This window comes from Mycobacterium adipatum (genome assembly GCF_001644575.1).
Lineage (GTDB): Bacteria > Actinomycetota > Actinomycetes > Mycobacteriales > Mycobacteriaceae > Mycobacterium > Mycobacterium adipatum.
Genome location: NZ_CP015596.1, coordinates 1,957,006 through 1,974,424, shown reverse-complemented (window position 1 = coordinate 1,974,424; position 17,419 = coordinate 1,957,006). Strand labels below are relative to the sequence as shown.

Annotated in this window: 19 protein-coding genes; 10 read left to right on the top strand and 9 right to left on the bottom strand. The window is 68.6% G+C overall.

What is annotated here, in order from left to right; all coding sequences use genetic code 11:
- Positions 1–62: 62 nt before the first annotated feature.
- Entirely contained in the window at positions 63–920 is an 858-nt protein-coding gene (locus A7U43_RS09435) for an alpha/beta fold hydrolase (RefSeq protein ID WP_411289626.1), read from the top strand.
- Complete coding sequence (locus tag A7U43_RS09430; RefSeq protein WP_067993950.1) at positions 917–3,763, top strand: aminotransferase; 2,847 nt, start codon at positions 917–919, stop codon at positions 3,761–3,763. The genes A7U43_RS09435 and A7U43_RS09430 overlap by 4 nt, the downstream gene beginning before the upstream one ends.
- Here the strand turns inward: A7U43_RS09430 and A7U43_RS29630 are convergent.
- A complete protein-coding gene (locus tag A7U43_RS29630; RefSeq protein WP_156525870.1) occupies positions 3,747–3,917 on the bottom strand; it encodes a hypothetical protein in 171 nt (56 codons plus the stop codon). The genes A7U43_RS09430 and A7U43_RS29630 overlap by 17 nt on opposite strands.
- Before the next feature lie 27 nt (positions 3,918–3,944).
- On the opposite strand from A7U43_RS29630, the gene A7U43_RS09425 reads away from it, so the two are divergent.
- Entirely contained in the window at positions 3,945–4,655 is a 711-nt protein-coding gene (locus A7U43_RS09425; RefSeq protein WP_067993947.1) for a guanylate cyclase, read from the top strand.
- Here A7U43_RS09425 and A7U43_RS09420 read toward each other — a convergent pair.
- Positions 4,627–5,583, bottom strand: a complete 957-nt coding sequence (locus A7U43_RS09420) for a DUF1214 domain-containing protein (protein WP_068002275.1) — start codon at positions 5,581–5,583, stop codon at positions 4,627–4,629. The two genes, A7U43_RS09425 and A7U43_RS09420, sit on opposite strands and share 29 nt — an antisense overlap.
- 115 nt (positions 5,584–5,698) lie before the next feature.
- Here A7U43_RS09420 and A7U43_RS09415 point away from each other — a divergent pair, with 115 nt between their 5' ends.
- Positions 5,699–6,424: a DUF72 domain-containing protein gene (locus A7U43_RS09415; RefSeq protein WP_067993944.1), complete on the top strand. Its 726-nt coding sequence runs from the start codon at positions 5,699–5,701 to the stop codon at positions 6,422–6,424.
- Positions 6,425–6,436: 12 nt separating this feature from the next.
- Here the strand turns inward: A7U43_RS09415 and A7U43_RS09410 are convergent, their stop codons facing one another.
- A complete protein-coding gene (locus A7U43_RS09410; RefSeq protein WP_067993941.1) occupies positions 6,437–6,871 on the bottom strand; it encodes a VOC family protein in 435 nt (144 codons plus the stop codon).
- Between the two features lie 31 nt (positions 6,872–6,902).
- Between A7U43_RS09410 and A7U43_RS09405 the strand changes: the two genes are divergently transcribed.
- A complete protein-coding gene (locus A7U43_RS09405) occupies positions 6,903–7,415 on the top strand; it encodes a nitroreductase/quinone reductase family protein (RefSeq protein ID WP_068002272.1) in 513 nt (170 codons plus the stop codon).
- On the opposite strand, the gene A7U43_RS09400 is transcribed toward A7U43_RS09405, so the two are convergent.
- Positions 7,384–7,818 carry a nuclear transport factor 2 family protein gene (locus A7U43_RS09400; protein ID WP_067993938.1) on the bottom strand — a complete coding sequence of 145 codons (435 nt, stop codon included), beginning with the start codon at positions 7,816–7,818 and terminating at the stop codon, positions 7,384–7,386. The two genes, A7U43_RS09405 and A7U43_RS09400, sit on opposite strands and share 32 nt — an antisense overlap.
- On the bottom strand, positions 7,815–9,029 hold the full coding sequence (locus tag A7U43_RS09395; RefSeq protein WP_067993935.1) for a cytochrome P450: 1,215 nt from the start codon (positions 9,027–9,029) through the stop codon (positions 7,815–7,817). The genes A7U43_RS09400 and A7U43_RS09395 overlap by 4 nt, the downstream gene beginning before the upstream one ends.
- A 194-nt stretch (positions 9,030–9,223) precedes the next feature.
- Here A7U43_RS09395 and A7U43_RS09390 point away from each other — a divergent pair, with 194 nt between their 5' ends.
- Complete coding sequence (locus A7U43_RS09390; RefSeq protein ID WP_067993932.1) at positions 9,224–9,811, top strand: TetR/AcrR family transcriptional regulator; 588 nt, start codon at positions 9,224–9,226, stop codon at positions 9,809–9,811.
- Here A7U43_RS09390 and A7U43_RS09385 read toward each other — a convergent pair.
- Complete coding sequence (locus tag A7U43_RS09385) at positions 9,795–10,166, bottom strand: zinc ribbon domain-containing protein YjdM (protein ID WP_269465788.1); 372 nt, start codon at positions 10,164–10,166, stop codon at positions 9,795–9,797. The genes A7U43_RS09390 and A7U43_RS09385 overlap by 17 nt on opposite strands.
- Before the next feature lies 1 nt (position 10,167).
- Entirely contained in the window at positions 10,168–11,241 is a 1,074-nt protein-coding gene (ychF, locus tag A7U43_RS09380; RefSeq protein WP_067993927.1) for a redox-regulated ATPase YchF, read from the bottom strand.
- An 83-nt stretch (positions 11,242–11,324) separates the two neighbouring features.
- Here ychF and A7U43_RS09375 point away from each other — a divergent pair, with 83 nt between their 5' ends.
- Positions 11,325–12,503, top strand: a complete 1,179-nt coding sequence (locus A7U43_RS09375) for a DUF6542 domain-containing protein (RefSeq protein ID WP_082902061.1) — start codon at positions 11,325–11,327, stop codon at positions 12,501–12,503.
- Between the two features lie 5 nt (positions 12,504–12,508).
- Here the strand turns inward: A7U43_RS09375 and A7U43_RS09370 are convergent, their stop codons facing one another.
- Together A7U43_RS09370 and A7U43_RS09365 are read right to left on the bottom strand one after the other, a co-directional pair.
- A complete protein-coding gene (locus tag A7U43_RS09370; RefSeq protein WP_067993924.1) occupies positions 12,509–14,266 on the bottom strand; it encodes a penicillin-binding transpeptidase domain-containing protein in 1,758 nt (585 codons plus the stop codon).
- 17 nt (positions 14,267–14,283) lie between these two features.
- The gene (locus tag A7U43_RS09365) at positions 14,284–15,285 is read right to left on the bottom strand and encodes a 4-hydroxy-3-methylbut-2-enyl diphosphate reductase (protein WP_067993921.1); all 1,002 of its coding nucleotides are present in this window, start codon (positions 15,283–15,285) and stop codon (positions 14,284–14,286) included.
- A 52-nt stretch (positions 15,286–15,337) separates the two neighbouring features.
- Here A7U43_RS09365 and A7U43_RS09360 point away from each other — a divergent pair, with 52 nt between their 5' ends.
- Genes A7U43_RS09360 through A7U43_RS09350 form a run of 3 tightly spaced genes read left to right on the top strand, consistent with a single transcriptional unit; the run spans position 15,338 to position 17,350 of the window.
- Positions 15,338–15,907, top strand: coding sequence for a lipid droplet-associated protein (locus A7U43_RS09360; protein WP_067993919.1), 570 nt, complete (start codon positions 15,338–15,340; stop codon positions 15,905–15,907).
- Positions 15,904–17,151 (top strand): exodeoxyribonuclease VII large subunit, encoded by a 1,248-nt coding sequence (gene xseA / locus A7U43_RS09355; protein WP_067993917.1) that lies wholly within the window; start codon positions 15,904–15,906, stop codon positions 17,149–17,151. Before A7U43_RS09360 ends, xseA begins: the two co-directional genes overlap by 4 nt.
- Positions 17,138–17,350: an exodeoxyribonuclease VII small subunit gene (locus A7U43_RS09350; protein WP_067993914.1), complete on the top strand. Its 213-nt coding sequence runs from the start codon at positions 17,138–17,140 to the stop codon at positions 17,348–17,350. The genes xseA and A7U43_RS09350 overlap by 14 nt, the downstream gene beginning before the upstream one ends.
- Positions 17,351–17,419: the final 69 nt, after the last annotated feature.

Sequence of the window (17,419 nt, the reverse complement as noted above, 5' to 3'; positions counted from 1 at the left end):
ACCAGTTTCGCCGGGGCGGTCAGTAACGTGAGCCGCAGGTTGGCGAGAGGATGTCCGTGACCATGGCAAACAGCGCACCCCAGACGGTGACGTTCCGCGGCGTCGACGACCTGGCGTTGGTGGCCGACGAGTGGAACCGCGACACCGTGACCGAGGCGTCGGGACCCACCGTGCTGATGTTGCACGGCGGCGGCCAGAACCGGCATTCCTGGAAGAACACCGGACAGATCCTGGCCGACCGTGGGATGCATGTCGTCGCCCTGGACAGTCGCGGCCACGGCGACAGCGACCGCTCCCCGACGGCCAGCTATGACGTCGAGACGCTCGCCGAGGACATCCTGCAGGTGCTCTACCAGATCGGCAGGCCGGTGGCCCTGGTCGGCGCCAGCATGGGTGGGCTGACCGGCATCCAGGCCGCCCACGAGGCCGGCCCGGACCTGGTGACCAAGCTGATCCTGGTCGATGTGGTGCCGCGCTTCGAGAAGGACGGCAGCGCCCGGATCCGGGATTTCATGTTCAACCACATCCACGGCTTCGACTCCCTGGAACAGGCCGCCGATGCCATCGCTGCGTATCTCCCGCACCGCACCAAACCCCGCAGCACCGAAGGCCTGAAGAAGAATCTGCGGCTACGCGACGGTCGCTGGTACTGGCACTGGGATCCGGCGTTTCTCACCAAACCCAGCGATGATCCGTTCGCCCGGGTGGACAAGCTGGAGGCGGCCGCCACCAACCTGTCGATACCGATCCTGTTGATCCGCGGAAAGTTGTCCGACGTGGTCTCCGAGGAGGGCGTGCGGGACTTCCTCGACAAGGTCCCCGCGGCCGAGTTCGTCGAGCTGTCCGAGGCCGGCCACACCGCCGCCGGGGATGACAACGACGCGTTCACCGATGTCGTCGTCAGGTTCGTCGGGAAATGAGCACCGTGGCGGGGTTCAATTTTCTCGTGCAGCCCGCGCTGCCGGCGGCCCAGATCACCGAGAGCCAGGCCGCCGAACTGCTGGCCGACCGGTACGGCTCCCGCGGCGAGGTGACATCGCTTGGCAGCCAGCAGGACTGCAACTTCCTGGTGTCCGAGCAGGGGAACCCGGTCGCGGTGCTCAAGATCGCCAACCCGGCGTTCACCGAGACCGAACTCGCCGCCCAGGACGCCGCGGCCGAGCTGATCGCCCGCACCCATCCCGACATGCGGGTGGCCACCCCGTTGCCCACGCGCGACGGTGAAGCACCCCAGGGTGTCCGGCTGCTGCCGTTCCTGGCCGGCGGAACCCTCACCGAGCGCGGCTATCTCACCCCGCCGACCGTCGCCGCCATGGGTGATCTCGCCGGCCGGGTCAGCCGGGCCCTGGACGGCTTCAGCCATCCCGGCCTGGACCGCATCCTGCAATGGGACCTGCGTTACGGCGAGCAGGTCGTCACCCGGCTCATCGCGCACGCGCCGCGCCGGCGCGAGGAGATCCTGGCCGCCACCCGGCAGGCGTGGTCGCTGATCGCGCCGCACGCCGATGCGCTACCGCGCCAGGCGGTACACCTGGATCTGACGGACGCCAACGTGGTGTCCGGCCCGTCGGGTCTGCCGGACGGCATCATCGACTTCGGTGACCTGTCCGACAGTTGGGCGGTGTCCGAACTGGCCGTGACGCTGTCTTCGGTGCTCGGCCACCCCGGCAACGGACCCACCTCGATCCTGCCCGGTGTCAAGGCATTCCATGCGGTGCGTCCGCTGCAACCCGCCGAGGCGAAGGTGTTGTGGCCGCTGCTCGTGCTGCGCACTGCGGTGCTCATCGTCAGCGGCGCCCAGCAGGGTGAACTCGACCCCGACAACGCCTACATCACCGACCAGTCCGATGACGAGTGGCGGATGTTCGACCAGGCCACCTCCGTACCGATGGAGGTGATGTCGGCGTTGATCACCGCCGAACTGGGCTTGTCAGCCCCTGCGCCGCAGGTGCAGATCGAGAATCGGTTGATCTCCAGCCTGGATCCGGAAACCGTTGTGACGCTGGATCTCTCGGATACCCTCGACAATGAGGACGAACTCGCCGCGGCGGCCGTCCACGACGGGTCCGAGCTGGTGCTCACCCGATTCGGGCGGCCGCGACTCAACCGCGCTCCCCTGTTGTCCCAGACCGCCCCGGCCAACGTCGAGACCGGTATAGGGCTGTGGCCGCGCGCCACGACGCGGGTGCTGGCCCCGTGGGACGGGGAGGTGGCCGACCGGTCGGATGATCGGCTCACGCTGCGCGGGCTGGACTTCGAACTGACGCTGCGCGGGGTGGAGTCCAGCGCCGCCCCCGGCCATGTGCGCGCCGGTGAACACCTCGGCGTGATCGGCGCCGGCCGCTGGGCCGGGTTGTCGGTCCGCCCGGCCGGCGCCGTCGTAGCGCCGGAGTTCACCTCGGCCGACCTCGCCCCGGGGTGGCTGGCGCTCTCCTGCGATCCGCGAGCGGTGCTCGGTCTGGACGCGCTCCCCCGCGATGACGGGCGAGATCTGCTGGCCCGCCGCGATGAGAGCTTCGCGAAGGTGCAGGAACGCTATTACCGCCATCCCCCGCGGATCGAGCGCGGGCACCGGCACTACCTGATGTCCACGGCGGGCCGGGTCTACCTCGACATGGTCAACAACGTCACCGTGCTCGGACACGCCCACCCTCGGGTGGCGGATGCCGCCTCGGCGCAGCTTCGCCGGCTCAACACCAACTCACGGTTCAACTACTCGGCGGTGGTGGAGTTCAGCGAGCGGATCGCCGCGACCCTGCCGGACCCGCTGGACACCGTGTTCCTGGTCAATTCCGGCTCGGAGGCAAGCGATCTCGCGATCCGGCTGGCCACCGCGGCGACCGGGCGCCGCGATGTGATCGCCGTGCGCGAGGCCTACCACGGTTGGACCTACGCCACCGATGCGGTGTCCACGTCGACGGCGGACAACCCGAACGCGCTGGCCACCCGACCGGACTGGGTACACACCGTGGAGTCGCCCAACAGCTTCCGCGGCAAGTACCGCGGTGACGATGCGCACCGCTACGCCACCGACGCCGTCGCCCAGATCGAGGCGATGACCGCGCAGGGGCGTCCACCGGCGGCGTTCATCTGTGAACCGGTGTACGGCAACGCCGGTGGCATGGCGCTGCCCGACGGCTACCTGCACCAGGTGTACGCCGCGGTGCGCGCCGCCGGCGGGGTGGCGATCGCCGACGAGGTCCAGGTGGGTTACGGACGGCTGGGCCACTGGTTTTGGGGCTTTCCGCAGCAACAGGTGGTGCCCGATATCGTCTCGGTGGCCAAGGCCACCGGCAACGGCTATCCACTCGGCGCGGTGATCACCACCCGCGCGATCGCCGACGCGTTCCGCTCGCAGGGTTACTTCTTCTCCTCCACCGGCGGCAGCCCGCTGTCCTGTGCGATCGGGCTGACCGTGCTGGATGTGCTGCGTGACGAGGGCCTGCAGGACAACGCGTTACACGTCGGTGAGCACCTGAAGTCGCGGTTACTGGCCCTTCGTGACAAGCATCCGATCGTGGGCACCGTGCACGGGATGGGGCTGTATCTGGGTGTCGAGATGATCCGAGACCCGGCGACCCTGGAACCCGCCGGCGCGGAGACCATGGCGATCTGCGAACGCATGCTGGAACTCGGCGTGATCATCCAGCCGACCGGAGAGCACCAGAACATCCTGAAGACCAAGCCGCCGTTGTGCATCGACCTCGCGGGCGCGGACTTCTACGCCGACACCCTGGACCGGGTGCTCACCGAGGGGTGGTAGACCCGTTGGCCTCGTCCAAACGCCGGTGCAACCGGGCGCGGATATCGTCGGGGGTGTAGGCGTTGCGGATGCGCTGATCGCGTGCCACCAGCGCCCCACCGGCCACCACACCCGCGACACCAGCCAGTCCGACCCACTTCCAGATGCCCTTCATGACCGAGATTCTGCCTAAGCTGCGGTCGTGAACGCGAACACGGTGTCCCTGTCACGGGCGCTCGAGGAAACCAGGACCGGCGATATCTGGTTGTTCCGTGGTGGATCGGGGCCCGACCGGGCGATCCAGGCGCTGACGAACGCACCGGTCAACCATGTCGGGATGACGGTCGCGATCGATGACCTGCCACCGCTGATCTGGCACGCCGAACTCGGCCAGAAGTTGCTCGACCTGTGGACCGGCACCCACCACCGCGGGGTGCAGCTCAACGATGCCCGCGAGGTGGTGGAGCGCTGGGTGCACGAGTACGGGCAGAAGGCCTGGCTGCGGCAGCTCACCCCGCCGGCCACCCGCGAGCAGGAGGACCAGATGCTCAAGGTGGTGGCCCGGATGAACGGCACCGCGTTCCCGTCGACGGCCCGGCTGACGGGGCGCTGGCTGCGCGGACGGCTGCCGATCGTCAGCGATTTCACCCGTGGGCTGCCGATCATCCACCGCAAGGTCCGCGAATCGGCCGAGCGGGACAAGCGGCGCCGGCGCTCCGAGGGCCTGGAGACCGCGTACTGCGCCGAGACCGTGGCCATCACCTACGAGGAGATGGGGCTGCTGAGCACCGAGAAGCGGGAGAACTATTTCGACCCTGGCAAGTTCTGGAGCGGCGACAGCCTGCCCCTGGCGCCGGGATGCTCGTTGACCGACGAGATCGCCGTTACCGTGGACTCCGCGCCGTCAGCGTAGGCGGCGCCCAGGTGCCGTCGAGAATTTCCGGTCGAGGCCGGTACAGCCTGATGAGGTAGTTCCAACCGTCGGGCGTCACAATGGCATTCGGCGGCACGTCACCGTCGATCGACGGCACGAATCGCACAGTGACCGAGCCGTCCTCATCGCGCTCCGCGGTCACGCTGTTGACCGAGTACAGGCCGTGCGGATTCGGCTCGAAAAACCCCAGGCTGTTGTACACCGACACCGACCAGAACGCATCGACGGGGATATCGCGGAAGGACATCTGGTAGTCCCCGACCTCGACGTTCGGTTCGACACCGACATAGGCCGCCTCGGACGTCGGCAGCCCACCCCAACCGGCTGCGCACCCGATGAGATGACGCACCGGATCGACCTCCTCACGTGTCCCGAAGGTCCGGTCGAAGTTGCGCAGTCCCGCCGCGAGCCGCAGCAACGCCTCGCGGGTCGCGTCCATGCCGGCAAGATCGTAATCGGGCATCACAAAATCGTCATGGCCACCACCGGTGAGCATGATCGCGTCCTGCAGCACCGCCACCGCCGCCACATCGCCAGGATCATTGGGATCCACCAGAATCCGGATCCCGATGAATGCGTACCGCGATCCGTAGTCGTCGGCGGTGAGCACATGCTCGCCGGGTTCGTGCAGCACCCGGTTGATGTAGTGGTCCTCGTTGACGATCATCGCCGACAGATACCGACCGCCGGCCTCCGGCAGGGTCAGTCGGACCGGTTCGACCAGGTCGACCACCGCGAAGCTGTAGAGGGTATCGCGGTTGAGTCGGATGACGGTCTGCGCGTCGATACTCGCCGGTTCCCGGTTGTGCACGAATCGGCCGATCCCACCTGCCACGGCCTGGTTGTCGCGAAACATCCGGTGGGTCTCGGCTCGGACGAAATTGTCGGTGTCGACATGTATCGGCATGTACGAATTGTCCACCATGCGCACGCTCTGCAGCGCTTGAAGGCCGAGAACGCGGGTAACCACTTTGGATGTCACCCGCCGCGACCCGCAACAGCGCTCTGGATGCCGACCGCCGATGACCGTCCACATCGGCACATCGGGCTGGTCCTACGACCACTGGGACGGGGTGCTCTACCCGCCGGCGTTGCCGAAGTCCCGCCGCCTCGAGGCCTATACCGCCGAGTTCGACACCGTCGAACTCAATGCCAGCTTCTACCGGTGGCCCCGGCCGGCGACGTTCGCGCAGTGGCGCGACCGGCTGCCGGACGGTTTCGCAATGGCGGTCAAAGCGCCGCGCGGCCTGACGCACGCCCGGCGGCTGCGCGAACCGGAGCAATGGATCGAGCGGATCGCGGCCGGCTGGGCGGCGCTCGGTGACCGCCGCGCCGCCCTGCTGGTGCAGCTGCATCCCGCGCAGCCACGCGATGACGAACGCCTCGACCATTTCCTGAGCGCCCTGCCCGCCGACCTATCGGTGGCGATGGAGCTGCGCCATCCCTCCTGGGATGACTCTGCGGTGTACGACATGCTGCGCCGGTACAACGCCGCCTACGTGGTGATGAGTGGGCCCGGGCTGCCGTGCGTGGTCACCGCCACCGCAGATCTGGTCTACCTGCGTTTACACGGGCCCGGAGATGACGCAATGTACGCGGGTTCCTACGACGCCGACGAGTTGCACCGGTGGGCCGACCATATCCGCGAATGGGACGCGCAGGGTCGGGATGTGCTGGTGTACTTCAACAACGACCTCGGCGGGCACGCGGTGCGCAACGCACGAGACCTGCGGGCGATGATCGGTTGACCGCCCGGCGCGTCAGTCGAGGCAGAACTCGTTGCCCTCGACGTCCTGCATCACGATGCAGGACTCCTCGCCGTCACCGGCGGGCAGCAGTCGCACCCGCGTCGCACCGAGTTCGACCAGTCGCGCGCATTCGCTCTCCAGGGCGGCGAGGCGATCCGCGCCTGCCAGTCCGGGGGCGACCCTGATGTCGAGATGCACCCGGTTCTTGACGGTCTTGCCTTCGGGGACGCGCTGGAAGAACAGCCGCGGCCCCACCCCGTCGGGATCGACGCAGGCGAACGCGGAGTCCTGTTTGTCAGCGGGCAGGGCGCGGTTGAACTCGTCCCAGTCCGCGAAACCCGGGGGCGGGGGTGGCACCACGTAACCGAGTGCCGCACACCAGAATTGACCAACACGCTCGGGTACCGCGCAATCGAACGTGACCTGGAACTGCCGGGCCCTCACCATGACTTCACCATAGCGGCGTACCGTGCTCTACATGCCGTTGCGCTACGTCGATCCCCATAGGCCCCGCGGCGACAGGTACCACGCCAGTGTGCGCTTCGGACGTTCACGTATCGGCCAGTTCGTCGCCCGGCATATCGCCCGCCGGACCGACCCGTACCTGTTCCGGTTGACCGGTGGCCGGATCAACATGGGTCCGATCATCAATGCGCCGCTGGTGTCGACCGGCGCAAAGTCCGGACAACGGCGCCAGGTGCAGCTCACGTACTTCCACGACGGGCGCGACGTCATCCTGATCGCCTCGAACTTCGGGGGCTCCAAGCATCCCCAGTGGTATTACAACCTGAAGGCAAATCCGGACTGCGAGTTCGGCATGGAACCCTTCACGGCCGCCGAAGTGACCGACACGGACGAGTACGAGGGGTTGTTCGCGCTGGCCAAGAAGGTGTACATCGGCTACGACGACTACCGCGATAAGACGGCCCCGGCCGGCCGGCAGATCCCCGTGTTCCGGCTCACCCCGCGACAGGTTGCTGAACGTCGGTGATCAGATGCGCCAGCCGCGCCGACGCAAGCTTCCACTGCCCGGCCTGGCGCACCCATCGCTCGGTGTAGTGGCCGTAGCCGGTGACCGCTAAACCGCTGTCGAATACCGCCCGGTCCTGCACCGCCCAGATCACCTGTGCCTCATCCCCGTTGAGGTCGATCTCGGGTGCGTGGACGTGGTGCGCGGTCTTCGACCCGGCCACCAGGGATTGCAGCAGCGTGAGCGTCTCATCGCGCCCCACGGTCATGTGCGGTTCGGTGTGTCCGTCACCCATGCCGAACTCGACATCGTCGGTCAGCAATGCCGCCAGTCCGTCCCAGTCGCGGGTGTCGAGCGTTCGGCAGTATCTCGCCTTGGCCTGGGTCAGTTCGTAGCAGGCGACCAACTCTGCGTGGTCGGTCATGTGACCACCAGTCCCAGGTGGTCGAGTCGGCGGACAAGGATGCTGGGCAGCCAGTGTCCGACATCGTCGGCTTGAATCCAGTCCGTCTGTTCGAGCAGCGTGCGCAGCACGATCCGGGCCTCCAAACGTGCCAGCGCGGCTCCGACGCAGAAGTGTGCGCCCTTGCCAAAGGCGATGTGCCCCTTGGCTCCGCTGCGGTCGAGCCGGAACTCATCGGGTACGTCGAACTGCCGGGGGTCACGATTGGCGGCCCCCCACATCAACAGCAGGCGCGAATCGGCGGGCAGGTGCACCCCGGCCAACGTGGTGTCGCGCACCACGTGGCGGTAGTGCCCCCGAAACGGCGACTCGTAGCGCAACGTCTCCTCGATGAACGCGCCCAGCAGATCCGTATCGGCGCGCAGCTGCTGTTGAATGTCGCGATGGGTGACCAGGATCCAGGCGGCGCTGCCCAGCAGGGACGCGGTGGATTCGCCGGCCGCGCTGAACAACGTCAACATGATGCCGAGGGCCGGCAACTGCTCCAGCTCGCCCGAGGCGTAGCGGGCGGCGAGGTCGCCGATGAGCCCCGGCGCCGAGCGCTCGCCGGCCGTCGCGAAGTGCTCCAGGACGTACCCGGACAGCTCCATCGCGGCCATCCCGGCGGCTTCGAGCTGAGTCTCGTTCACGACGCCGTCGAGCAGTGTGGTGGTGGCGAATCCCAGACGGATCAGCCGGTCGGTGTCCTCGTCCGGCAGCCCGAGCAGGCGGGCCACCACCATCATCGGGAGCCGATTGGCCATCGCACTCATCCACTCGATCCGACCGTCGACCAACGCGTCGGACCACAGCTGCAGCGCCGCGGCTTCGGCGTACTCCTCGATCACCCGAATTCGGCGGGCCGACAGGTGCGGCAACAGCATCTTGCGGTGCACATCGTGCACCGGGTCGTCGGCGGTGGCCAGCGCGTGGATCGGGTCACCGAGCGCCCCCATGGGAAACGGGGTGACGGTGCCGTCGTCGTGGAACACCATCGTGGCCGTCAGATTGGACGAGAAGTCGTCGACGCGGTTGACGGCATCGACGATGGCGTCCCAGCCGCACACCGCGTAAAAGTCGGAGTCGCCGATGCGGTGCACCGCCGCCTGGTCGCGCAGCCGGTCATAGAGGGGATACGGGTCCTGCAATGCCGCGGTGCCGAAGAAGTCCGTCGCGTCCGCCAAGAGGGTCATGCGACTCAGCGTGAATGGGGCGTCCACCTGCGTCAACGGTGCGCGGCGAAGATGAGATCCGGGTCCGGACGCGCACGGCTGCCGACTTCTCACCCGATCCGGCGGACCTGCACCAATCGGTGAGAATTCAGCTGGCATTCCTCTCACGGTGATAAAACGGGTACGTGACTTCGCGGGAACGGATCGATTGACCGATGGCGACCGACGACTGGCTGGTGGGGCGGAATCGCCGTGACGAGGCCGCCGAACGGATCTACGCCGCGGCCGCCACCTTGCTGGCCCGGCACGGCTACGACGCGTTCAGCATCGACGCGCTGGCGGCGGCGGTGCACTGCTCCCCGGCGACCGTCTATCGCCACACCGGGGGCAAGAGCGCCATCCGCGATGTCGTCCTCGCGCGACAGGCCGAACGCATCCTCGACTCGGTCCGCGCAGCCATCGACGGGCTGACCGGCCCGCAACGTATCGTCACCGCCACCACGGTCGCGTTGGAACGCCTGCGCACCGATCCGCTCGCCAAGATCATGCGTGCGATGGCGATGCGCCCCGGCGAGGAGTGGCTCACCGGCTCCCCCATCGTGTCCCGCTTCGCCGGCGAAATGGTGGGGCTCGGCACAGCCGATCCGCTTGCCGCCCAATGGTTGATCCGCACGTTCCTGGCGTTGTGGTACTGGCCGCTCAAGGACGCCGCCGCAGAGGAAGAGATGGTGCGCCGATTCCTCGGCGCGTCCTACGCGGGCGGCCCCGCCGAAGCCGGTGTCTCTGTCAGACGACCTTCTTGACCACACTCGACTTGAGTTGCATGCGACCGAAACCGGGGACATTCGCGTCGATATCGTGATCGCCGACGCCATCGGCGATGAGCCGGATGCCACGAACCTTCGTACCGGCCTTGATCACCCCACCGCCGCCGCCTTTGACCTTCACCGTCGTCGCGACGATGACGGTGTCCCCGTCGGCGAGGACGTTGCCGACCGAATCCTTGACCGCGGCCCCGGCGTGCGCCGATTCGACCTCGGGCACCTCGTGCGCCGACCATTCGTGACCGCACATCGGGCACACCAGCAGCGCCCCCTGCTCGTAGGTGAATTCACTGGCGCACGCCGGACACGGCGGCAACGCGTCAGACGGCAACACGTCAGACATTGAACCGGAACTCCACCACGTCCCCGTCGGCCATCACGTAGTCCTTGCCCTCCATCCGGACCTTGCCGGCAGCCTTGGCCGCCGCCATCGATCCGGCCTCCACCAGGTCGGCGAAGGACACGATCTCGGCCTTGATGAAACCCTTTTCGAAGTCGGTGTGAATCACGCCGGCCGCCTTCGGCGCGGTGTCACCGCGGTGAATCGTCCACGCGCGCGCCTCTTTCGGCCCGGCCGTCAGATAGGTCTGCAGGTTCAGGGTGTGAAAACCGGCCCGCGCCAACGCGTCCAGGCCGCGCTCGGTCTGGCCGATCGACTCCAGCAGCTCCGCGGCGGACTCGTCGTCGAGTTCGATCAGCTCGGACTCGATCTTGGCGTCCAGGAACACCGCATCCGCGGGGGCCACCAGCGCCCGCAACTCGGCCTGTTTGGCCGCATCGGTGAGCACCGACTCGTCGGCGTTGAACACGTACAGGAACGGCTTGGTGGTCATCAGGTTCAACTCGCGCAGCGGCGCCACATCGGTGCCGGCGGCGAACAGCGTCTTGCCGGAATCCAGCACCGCCTGGGCGGCCACCGCCGCCTCCAACACGGGCTTGCGGTCCTTGTTGTTGCGCGCTTCCTTCTCCAGCCGCGGCACCGCCTTCTCCAAGGTCTGCATGTCGGCCAGGATCAGTTCGGTCTCGATCACCTCGATATCGGAGCGGGGGTCCACCCGGCCGTCGACGTGCACCACATCGTCATCGGCGAAGGCCCGCACCACCTGGCAGATGGCATCGCACTCGCGGATGTTGGCCAGGAACTTGTTGCCCAGCCCGGCGCCCTCGGAGGCGCCCTTCACGATGCCGGCGATGTCGACGAACGTCACCGGCGCCGGCACGGTCTTCTCCGAACCGAAGATCTCGGCGAGTTTGTCCAGCCTGGGGTCGGGCAGCGCCACCACACCCTCATTGGGCTCGATGGTCGCGAACGGGTAGTTCGCGGCCAGCACGTCGTTCCGCGTCAACGCGTTGAAAAGGGTCGACTTGCCGACATTGGGGAGACCGACGATTCCGAGGTTCAAGCTCACGGACTCCAGAGTCTAAGGGTTGTGACGATCTCCTCAGCGCGTGCTGGCAGCACACCAGCAGCTAGAGCCGGTACGGTCGACGTGTGTCAGGTCAGTCAGCAGAGCCGACGGAGTCGGTTGATCACCGCTCCGCGCTCCCCCGATTCCAGGGGCTGCTGCCACCGAGTCTGCCGGGTCTGCCGTCCGGACTGCCGTGGTGGGGCGCCACTCTGCTGGCGGTGACGGCGACCGCCATCGGCTTCGCCTATGACGCCGGGGCGGGCAACAAGGAACTCGGCGCCGTGTTTGCCACCTGCTACGTGCTCGGCGCGCTGGCCGCGGTGGTCCTGGTGCGTCGCAGCGGCTTGTTCACCGCCGTCATCCAACCCCCGCTGATCCTGTTCGTCGCGGTTCCCACCTCCTACTTCCTGTTCCACGGCGGCGAGCTCAGCGGCCTCAAGGACATCCTGATCAACTGTGGCTACCCGCTGATCGAACGTTTCCCGCTGATGTTCTTCACCTCGGCGGTGGTGCTGCTCGTCGGGGCGGCCCGCTGGTATCTGGACCGCGGCACCGACCACGTCGAAGCCACCGCCACCGACGCCGCCGATCCACCTGCCGAGACCCCACGCCGCGCCGCACGCCGGTTCGCCCGCACCGCCGTCCCGGCCGAGCAGGACGACGAACCGATCCGCGCCCCGCGTCGACCGCGCCGCGAGCCCGTCGACCCCTATGCGCGGCCACGCCGGGCCCCGCGCAGCGGTGAGCCGTCCCGCGCCCGGCACACACGCCCGCCGGACTCCGATATCGCGGCATCGGCGGCGGCCGCCGACCGCCGCGAGCGGGATGTCGCCCGGGAACGCACCGGCCGGCCACGCCGCCAGGCCGAAGGGCCGCTGCCCGGCGAACGCCAGCCGCGACGCCCCCGCAACCCGTCGGCCCGCGACCCCCGTGAACCCCGCCGCACCCCGCCCCCGTCCCGCGGCTATGAGCCCTACGACCCGCGTGACACCCCGGACTACGAACGCCCACGGCGCCGTCCGCGGCCCGACGGCTACGAATCGGGGTATGAATCGGGGTACGAATCGGGGTACAAGCCCGGGTACGGCCGCCGCCCCGACGAGCGCCAGGACCCGTATCAGGAACGGCCGCGGCGCTCATCGCCCACCGACAGCAGTCACCACCCGGTCTCACGGGTGCGCTACCGCAGCAGCGATGAGGAGCGGCGCACCGAGCACCGCACCCGCCCGCGCGCCGGCCACCGCCGCGACGACTGGGAGTAGTCCCGTCAGGGCACCGCGCGCAGCAGCGCACCCGCGGCATCCACCGCGGGCGTGGAACTGCCGGCGTCGCTGACGAACACCGCCAGCGCGAGATCACCGCGGATCCCGACGAACCAGCCGTGCGCGTGGGTGTCGTCGATATATTCGGCGGTGCCGGTCTTGCCGAGCATGTCCGGGATGTCCTGCAGCGCGGTGGCGGTGCCGCCGGTGACGGTCTCGCGCATCATCGCCCGCACCTGCTCGTCGACACCGCTGGGCAGCGGCTCGGGAGTGCGGTCGGCGACGGCGGGCTCACCGGTGACGATGGTCGGTGAGGGCACCGAACCCTTCGCCAGGGTCGCGGCGACCAACGCCATCCCGAACGGCGACGCGGTGACCGTGCCCTGCCCGATGCCCTCCTCGACGCGCAGCGCCGAGGTGTCCGCGACCGGGACCGAGCCGGTGACCGTCGTCATGCCGGGCGCGACAAAGTCGATGCCCAGGCCGAGCTGCGCGGCGGCCTTCGTCAGCCCATCGGGCGGCAGGTCGACGGCGAGCCGGCCCATCGTGGTGTTGCAGGACCGTGCGAACGCCGTGTGCAGCGGCACATCGCCGAGGTCGAAAGTGTCATCGTTGGGGATCTGGCGGCCCTCGATGTTCTCGGTGCCCGGACAGCCGACGATGCTGTCGGGGGTGACCAGCCCGGCCTGCAGCGCGGCGGACACCGTCACCGTCTTGAACGTCGAGCCCGGCGGATACAGGCCGGTCAGCGCGATCGGGCCCTGCGCGTCGGCGGGGGCGTTCTGCGCGACGGCCAGCAGGTTGCCGGTGGACGGTTGGATGGCCACGATCGCGGCCGGGGTGGCCAACGGAGCCAGCGCATTCTCGGCGGCCAGCGTCATGCCGATGTCGAGGGTGGCCGAGATGTCACCGACCGGATCGGCGTCCCGCCCACCCACCCGTTTGGCACCCGACGCGGTCTGGGCGGTCACCGCCCAGCCGGCCGCGGCGTCGGTGCGCTGCTGCCACAGCTCAGACAGGCCCGACAGCGTCGGCGAGGTGAGTGCGCGGTCGGTGGCCAGCAGTCGGGTCTGCGGCCGCAGCGTCACATCCGGCAGCGCGGCCAGCTGTTCCCGGATCGGGGTCAGATCCTCCTCGCGCAACGTGACGGCGGTGACGGGTTTGCCCGCCGCGAGGTCTGCGGTCAGCGACTCCGCGGTGATCGTCGGCGCGATCGGGTTGAGCAGCGCGGCAACGCTGTCCACGTCGGCACCGGGCGCGACGTCGACGAGGGTGACGATGTGCTGGGTGAGCAGGTCGGCGCCGGTGCGGTCCAGCACCCGGGCCGCCGGTTGCGGGATGAGGGTACTGAACGACAGCGGCCCCTCATCGAGGCCGGGCGCGACGCTGGCCGGGTCCCACTGGATCTTCCAGTCGTCGCCGTCGGCCGTCGCACGGCCCTGGGTCGTGTAGGTCCATTCGGTGGCCTTCGCCGGCCCGAACTTCCACGTCGCGGCGAGGGTGAAGGTCGCCGCGTCCTCGTTGCGCTGCACCCCGGACACGTCGAACCGGACGTCCTTGCCGAGGTTGGCGTAGAGCGTGCCGAGCACATCTGCGGATGCCGGGTCGGTGGTCAACGCGGCCGCGGCGGGTGCGTCGGCCCGGTTGAGGGCGTCGGCGAACCCGTTGACGCGTGCGTTCAGCCGGTCCTCGGTGTCACTGCAGCCCGCGAGCAGCAAGACAGTCACACACAGAACAGGGATCACACGTCGCAGTAGGCCCACAGGGCTCGAACGTACCGTCAGTCGCGCGGCGGACGGATCTCCCGGGGCAGCGCGAACACGAGTGTCTCGTTGGCGGTCGTCACCGGTTGCACGGTGCCGTAGCCGTATTCGGCGAGCCGGTCCAGCACCCCGCGGACCAGGATCTCGGGCACCGACGCGCCGGAGGTGACTCCCACGGTCGTCACGCCGGAGAACCAGGCCGGGTCGATATCGTCGGCGTAGTCGACCAGGTAGGCGTTCTGCGAGCCGGCGCCCAGCGCCACCTCGACCAGCCGCACCGAGTTCGACGAGTTCTTCGACCCGACGACGATGACCAGCTCACATTCGGGCGCCATGGCCTTCACCGCGACCTGCCGGTTCTGGGTGGCGTAGCAGATGTCATCGCTCGGCGGGTCCTGCAGCGTCGGGAACTTCTCCCGCAGCCGGCGCACCGTCTCCATGGTCTCGTCGACGCTCAGCGTGGTCTGCGAGAGCCAGATGACCTTGTTCGGGTCGCGCACCGTGACGTTGTCCACGGCGTCCGGGTTGTCGACGACCTGGACGTGGTCGGGTGCCTCCCCGGCGGTGCCGACCACCTCCTCGTGGCCCTCGTGGCCGACGAGCAGGATGTCGTAGTCGTCGCGGGCGAACCGTTTGGCCTCGTTGTGCACCTTGGTGACCAGCGGGCAGGTCGCGTCGATGGTCTGCAGGTTCCGTTCGGCGGCTTCGACGTGCACGGTCGGCGCGACCCCGTGCGCGGAGAACACCACGATGGCCCCCTCGGGCACCTCGTCGGTGCGCTCGACGAAGACCGCCCCGGCCTTGGCCAGCGTGTCCACCACATACCGGTTGTGCACGATCTCGTGGCGCACATAGATCGGGGCGCCGTGCTTTTCCAGCGCGCGTTCCACGGTTTCGACGGCGCGGTCGACGCCCGCGCAGTAGCCGCGCGGTTCGGCGAGCAGCACGCGTTTGCCCACCACCGGTGAACTGACCGAGCTGGCGGCGCCCGGAATACCCATGTTGACGGTTGGTGGCATGCAACCAGGGTACTTACCGGCATGCCCGCCGGGCCAGCCGTAGGCTGCACCCATGGCAACTGCACCATACGGAGTCCGACTGCTGGTGGGCGCGGCGGTGACCGCGCTGGACGAAACCCGCAAGCTCCCGCAGACGATCCTGACCTACCCGATGACGGTGGCCAGCCAACTGGCCCATCTGGTGATGAAGGTGCAGCAGGACGTCGCCGATCTGGTCAACCGCGGCGACGAGGCCCTCGAGGAACTGTTCCCGCCCAAGGACGAGCAACCGGAGTGGGCGACCTTCGACGAAGATCTGCCCGACGACCCGTTCCGCAACCTCGCCGATGACGACGAGGTTGCCCCGGTGACACGTCTCACCGAGGGACGCTTTGCGTTGTTCAGCGAGGGTGAGGCCACCCCGGAGGTGGTCGAGCCGGCCGGTAACGGGAGCGCCGGGGTTCCCGGCGTCGTCGAGCGGATCGGTTACGAGACGTTGACGCTGGCGCAGCTGCGCGCGCGGCTCACCTCGCTCAAACTCGACGAGCTGGAGGCGCTGCTGGCCTTCGAAGAGGCCAACAAGGCCCGCGCCCCGTTTCAGACGCTGCTCGCCAACAGGATCACCCGCGCGTCGGCCAAGTGAGCGAACCCGGCCAGTCCCCGGACAACCCGTGGCCGGTCCGCGCCGTGGCCACCCGGGTGGCCAAATGGATCGACCGGCTGGGCACCGTCTGGGTCGAGGGGCAGATCGCCCAGCTGAACGTGCGGCACGGCTCTCCCACCGCATTTCTGGTGCTGCGCGACCCGGCCGCCGATATGTCCCTGTCGCTGACCTGTCCGCGTGACCTGGTGGTCAACGCGCCGGTGAAACTCGCCGAAGGCGTCCAGGTGATCGTCCACGGCAAACCGCAGTTCTACACCGCCCGGGGCAGCTTCTCGTTGCGGGTCAGCGATATCCGCGCCGTCGGGGTCGGCGAACTGCTCGCCCGCATCGACCGGCTGCGCCGGCTGCTGGAGGCCGAGGGACTCTTCGATCGTCGACTCAAGCGACCGATCCCCTTCCTGCCCAACACCATCGGGCTCATCACCGGCCGCGCATCGGCCGCCGAGCACGACGTCATGGCGATCGCCTCCGGCCGGTGGCCGGCGGTGGCGTTCGCGGTGCGCAACACCGCCGTCCAGGGCCCGAACGCGGTCGCTCAGATCGTCGAGGCGTTGGCCGCGCTGGACGCCGATCCACACGTCGATGTCATCATTCTGGCCCGCGGCGGCGGCAGCGTGGAGGATCTGCTGCCGTTCTCCGACGAGACCCTGTGCCGGGCCGTCGCGGCCTGCACCACGCCGGTGATCAGCGCCGTCGGCCATGAACCGGACAACCCGCTCTGCGATCTGGTGGCCGACCTGCGGGCGGCCACCCCGACCGACGCGGCCAAACGTGTGGTCCCCGACGCGGCCGCCGAGCAGGCCCAGGTCGATGATCTGCGCCGGCGCAGTGCGCAGGCGCTGCGCAACTGGGTGCGCCGCGAGCAGCACGTCATCGACGGGCTGCGCTCACGACCGGTGCTGGCCCGGCCCCTGCAGGCCCTCGATGCCCGCGCCGAGGAGGTGCACCGGGCGCGGCGCACGGCCCGCCGGGACATCAGCAGGCTGATCGCCGCGGAAACCGATCGACTCGAGCATCTGCGGGCCCGGCTGAGCACACTGGGCCCGGCGGCCACCCTGGCACGCGGCTACGCGGTGGTCCAGGTGGTCGATGCCCGGGAATCGGGTGAAGACCGGCCGATCCTGCGATCGGTCGACGACGCCCCGGCGGGCACCCGGTTGCGGGTGCGGGTCGCCGACGGTGCCATCACAACAGTCAGCGAGGGTGCAGATGAAGCCCATTAGTCAATTGGGGTACGAAGAGGCGCGGGACGCACTGATCGAGGTGGTGGCGCAGCTGGAGCACGGCGGCCTCGATCTGGACACCTCGCTCAAGCTCTGGGAACGCGGCGAAGAGCTGGCCAAACGATGCGAAGAGCACCTCGCCGGTGCGCGTCAGAAGGTGGCCGAGACCCTGGCGGCGAGCGAGTCCGAGGACGGCTGACGGCGCGGGTCCGAACGGACTCTGCCCTCCGGGGTTCAAAACTGGAACACGTTTCAGTTATCCTCGTCA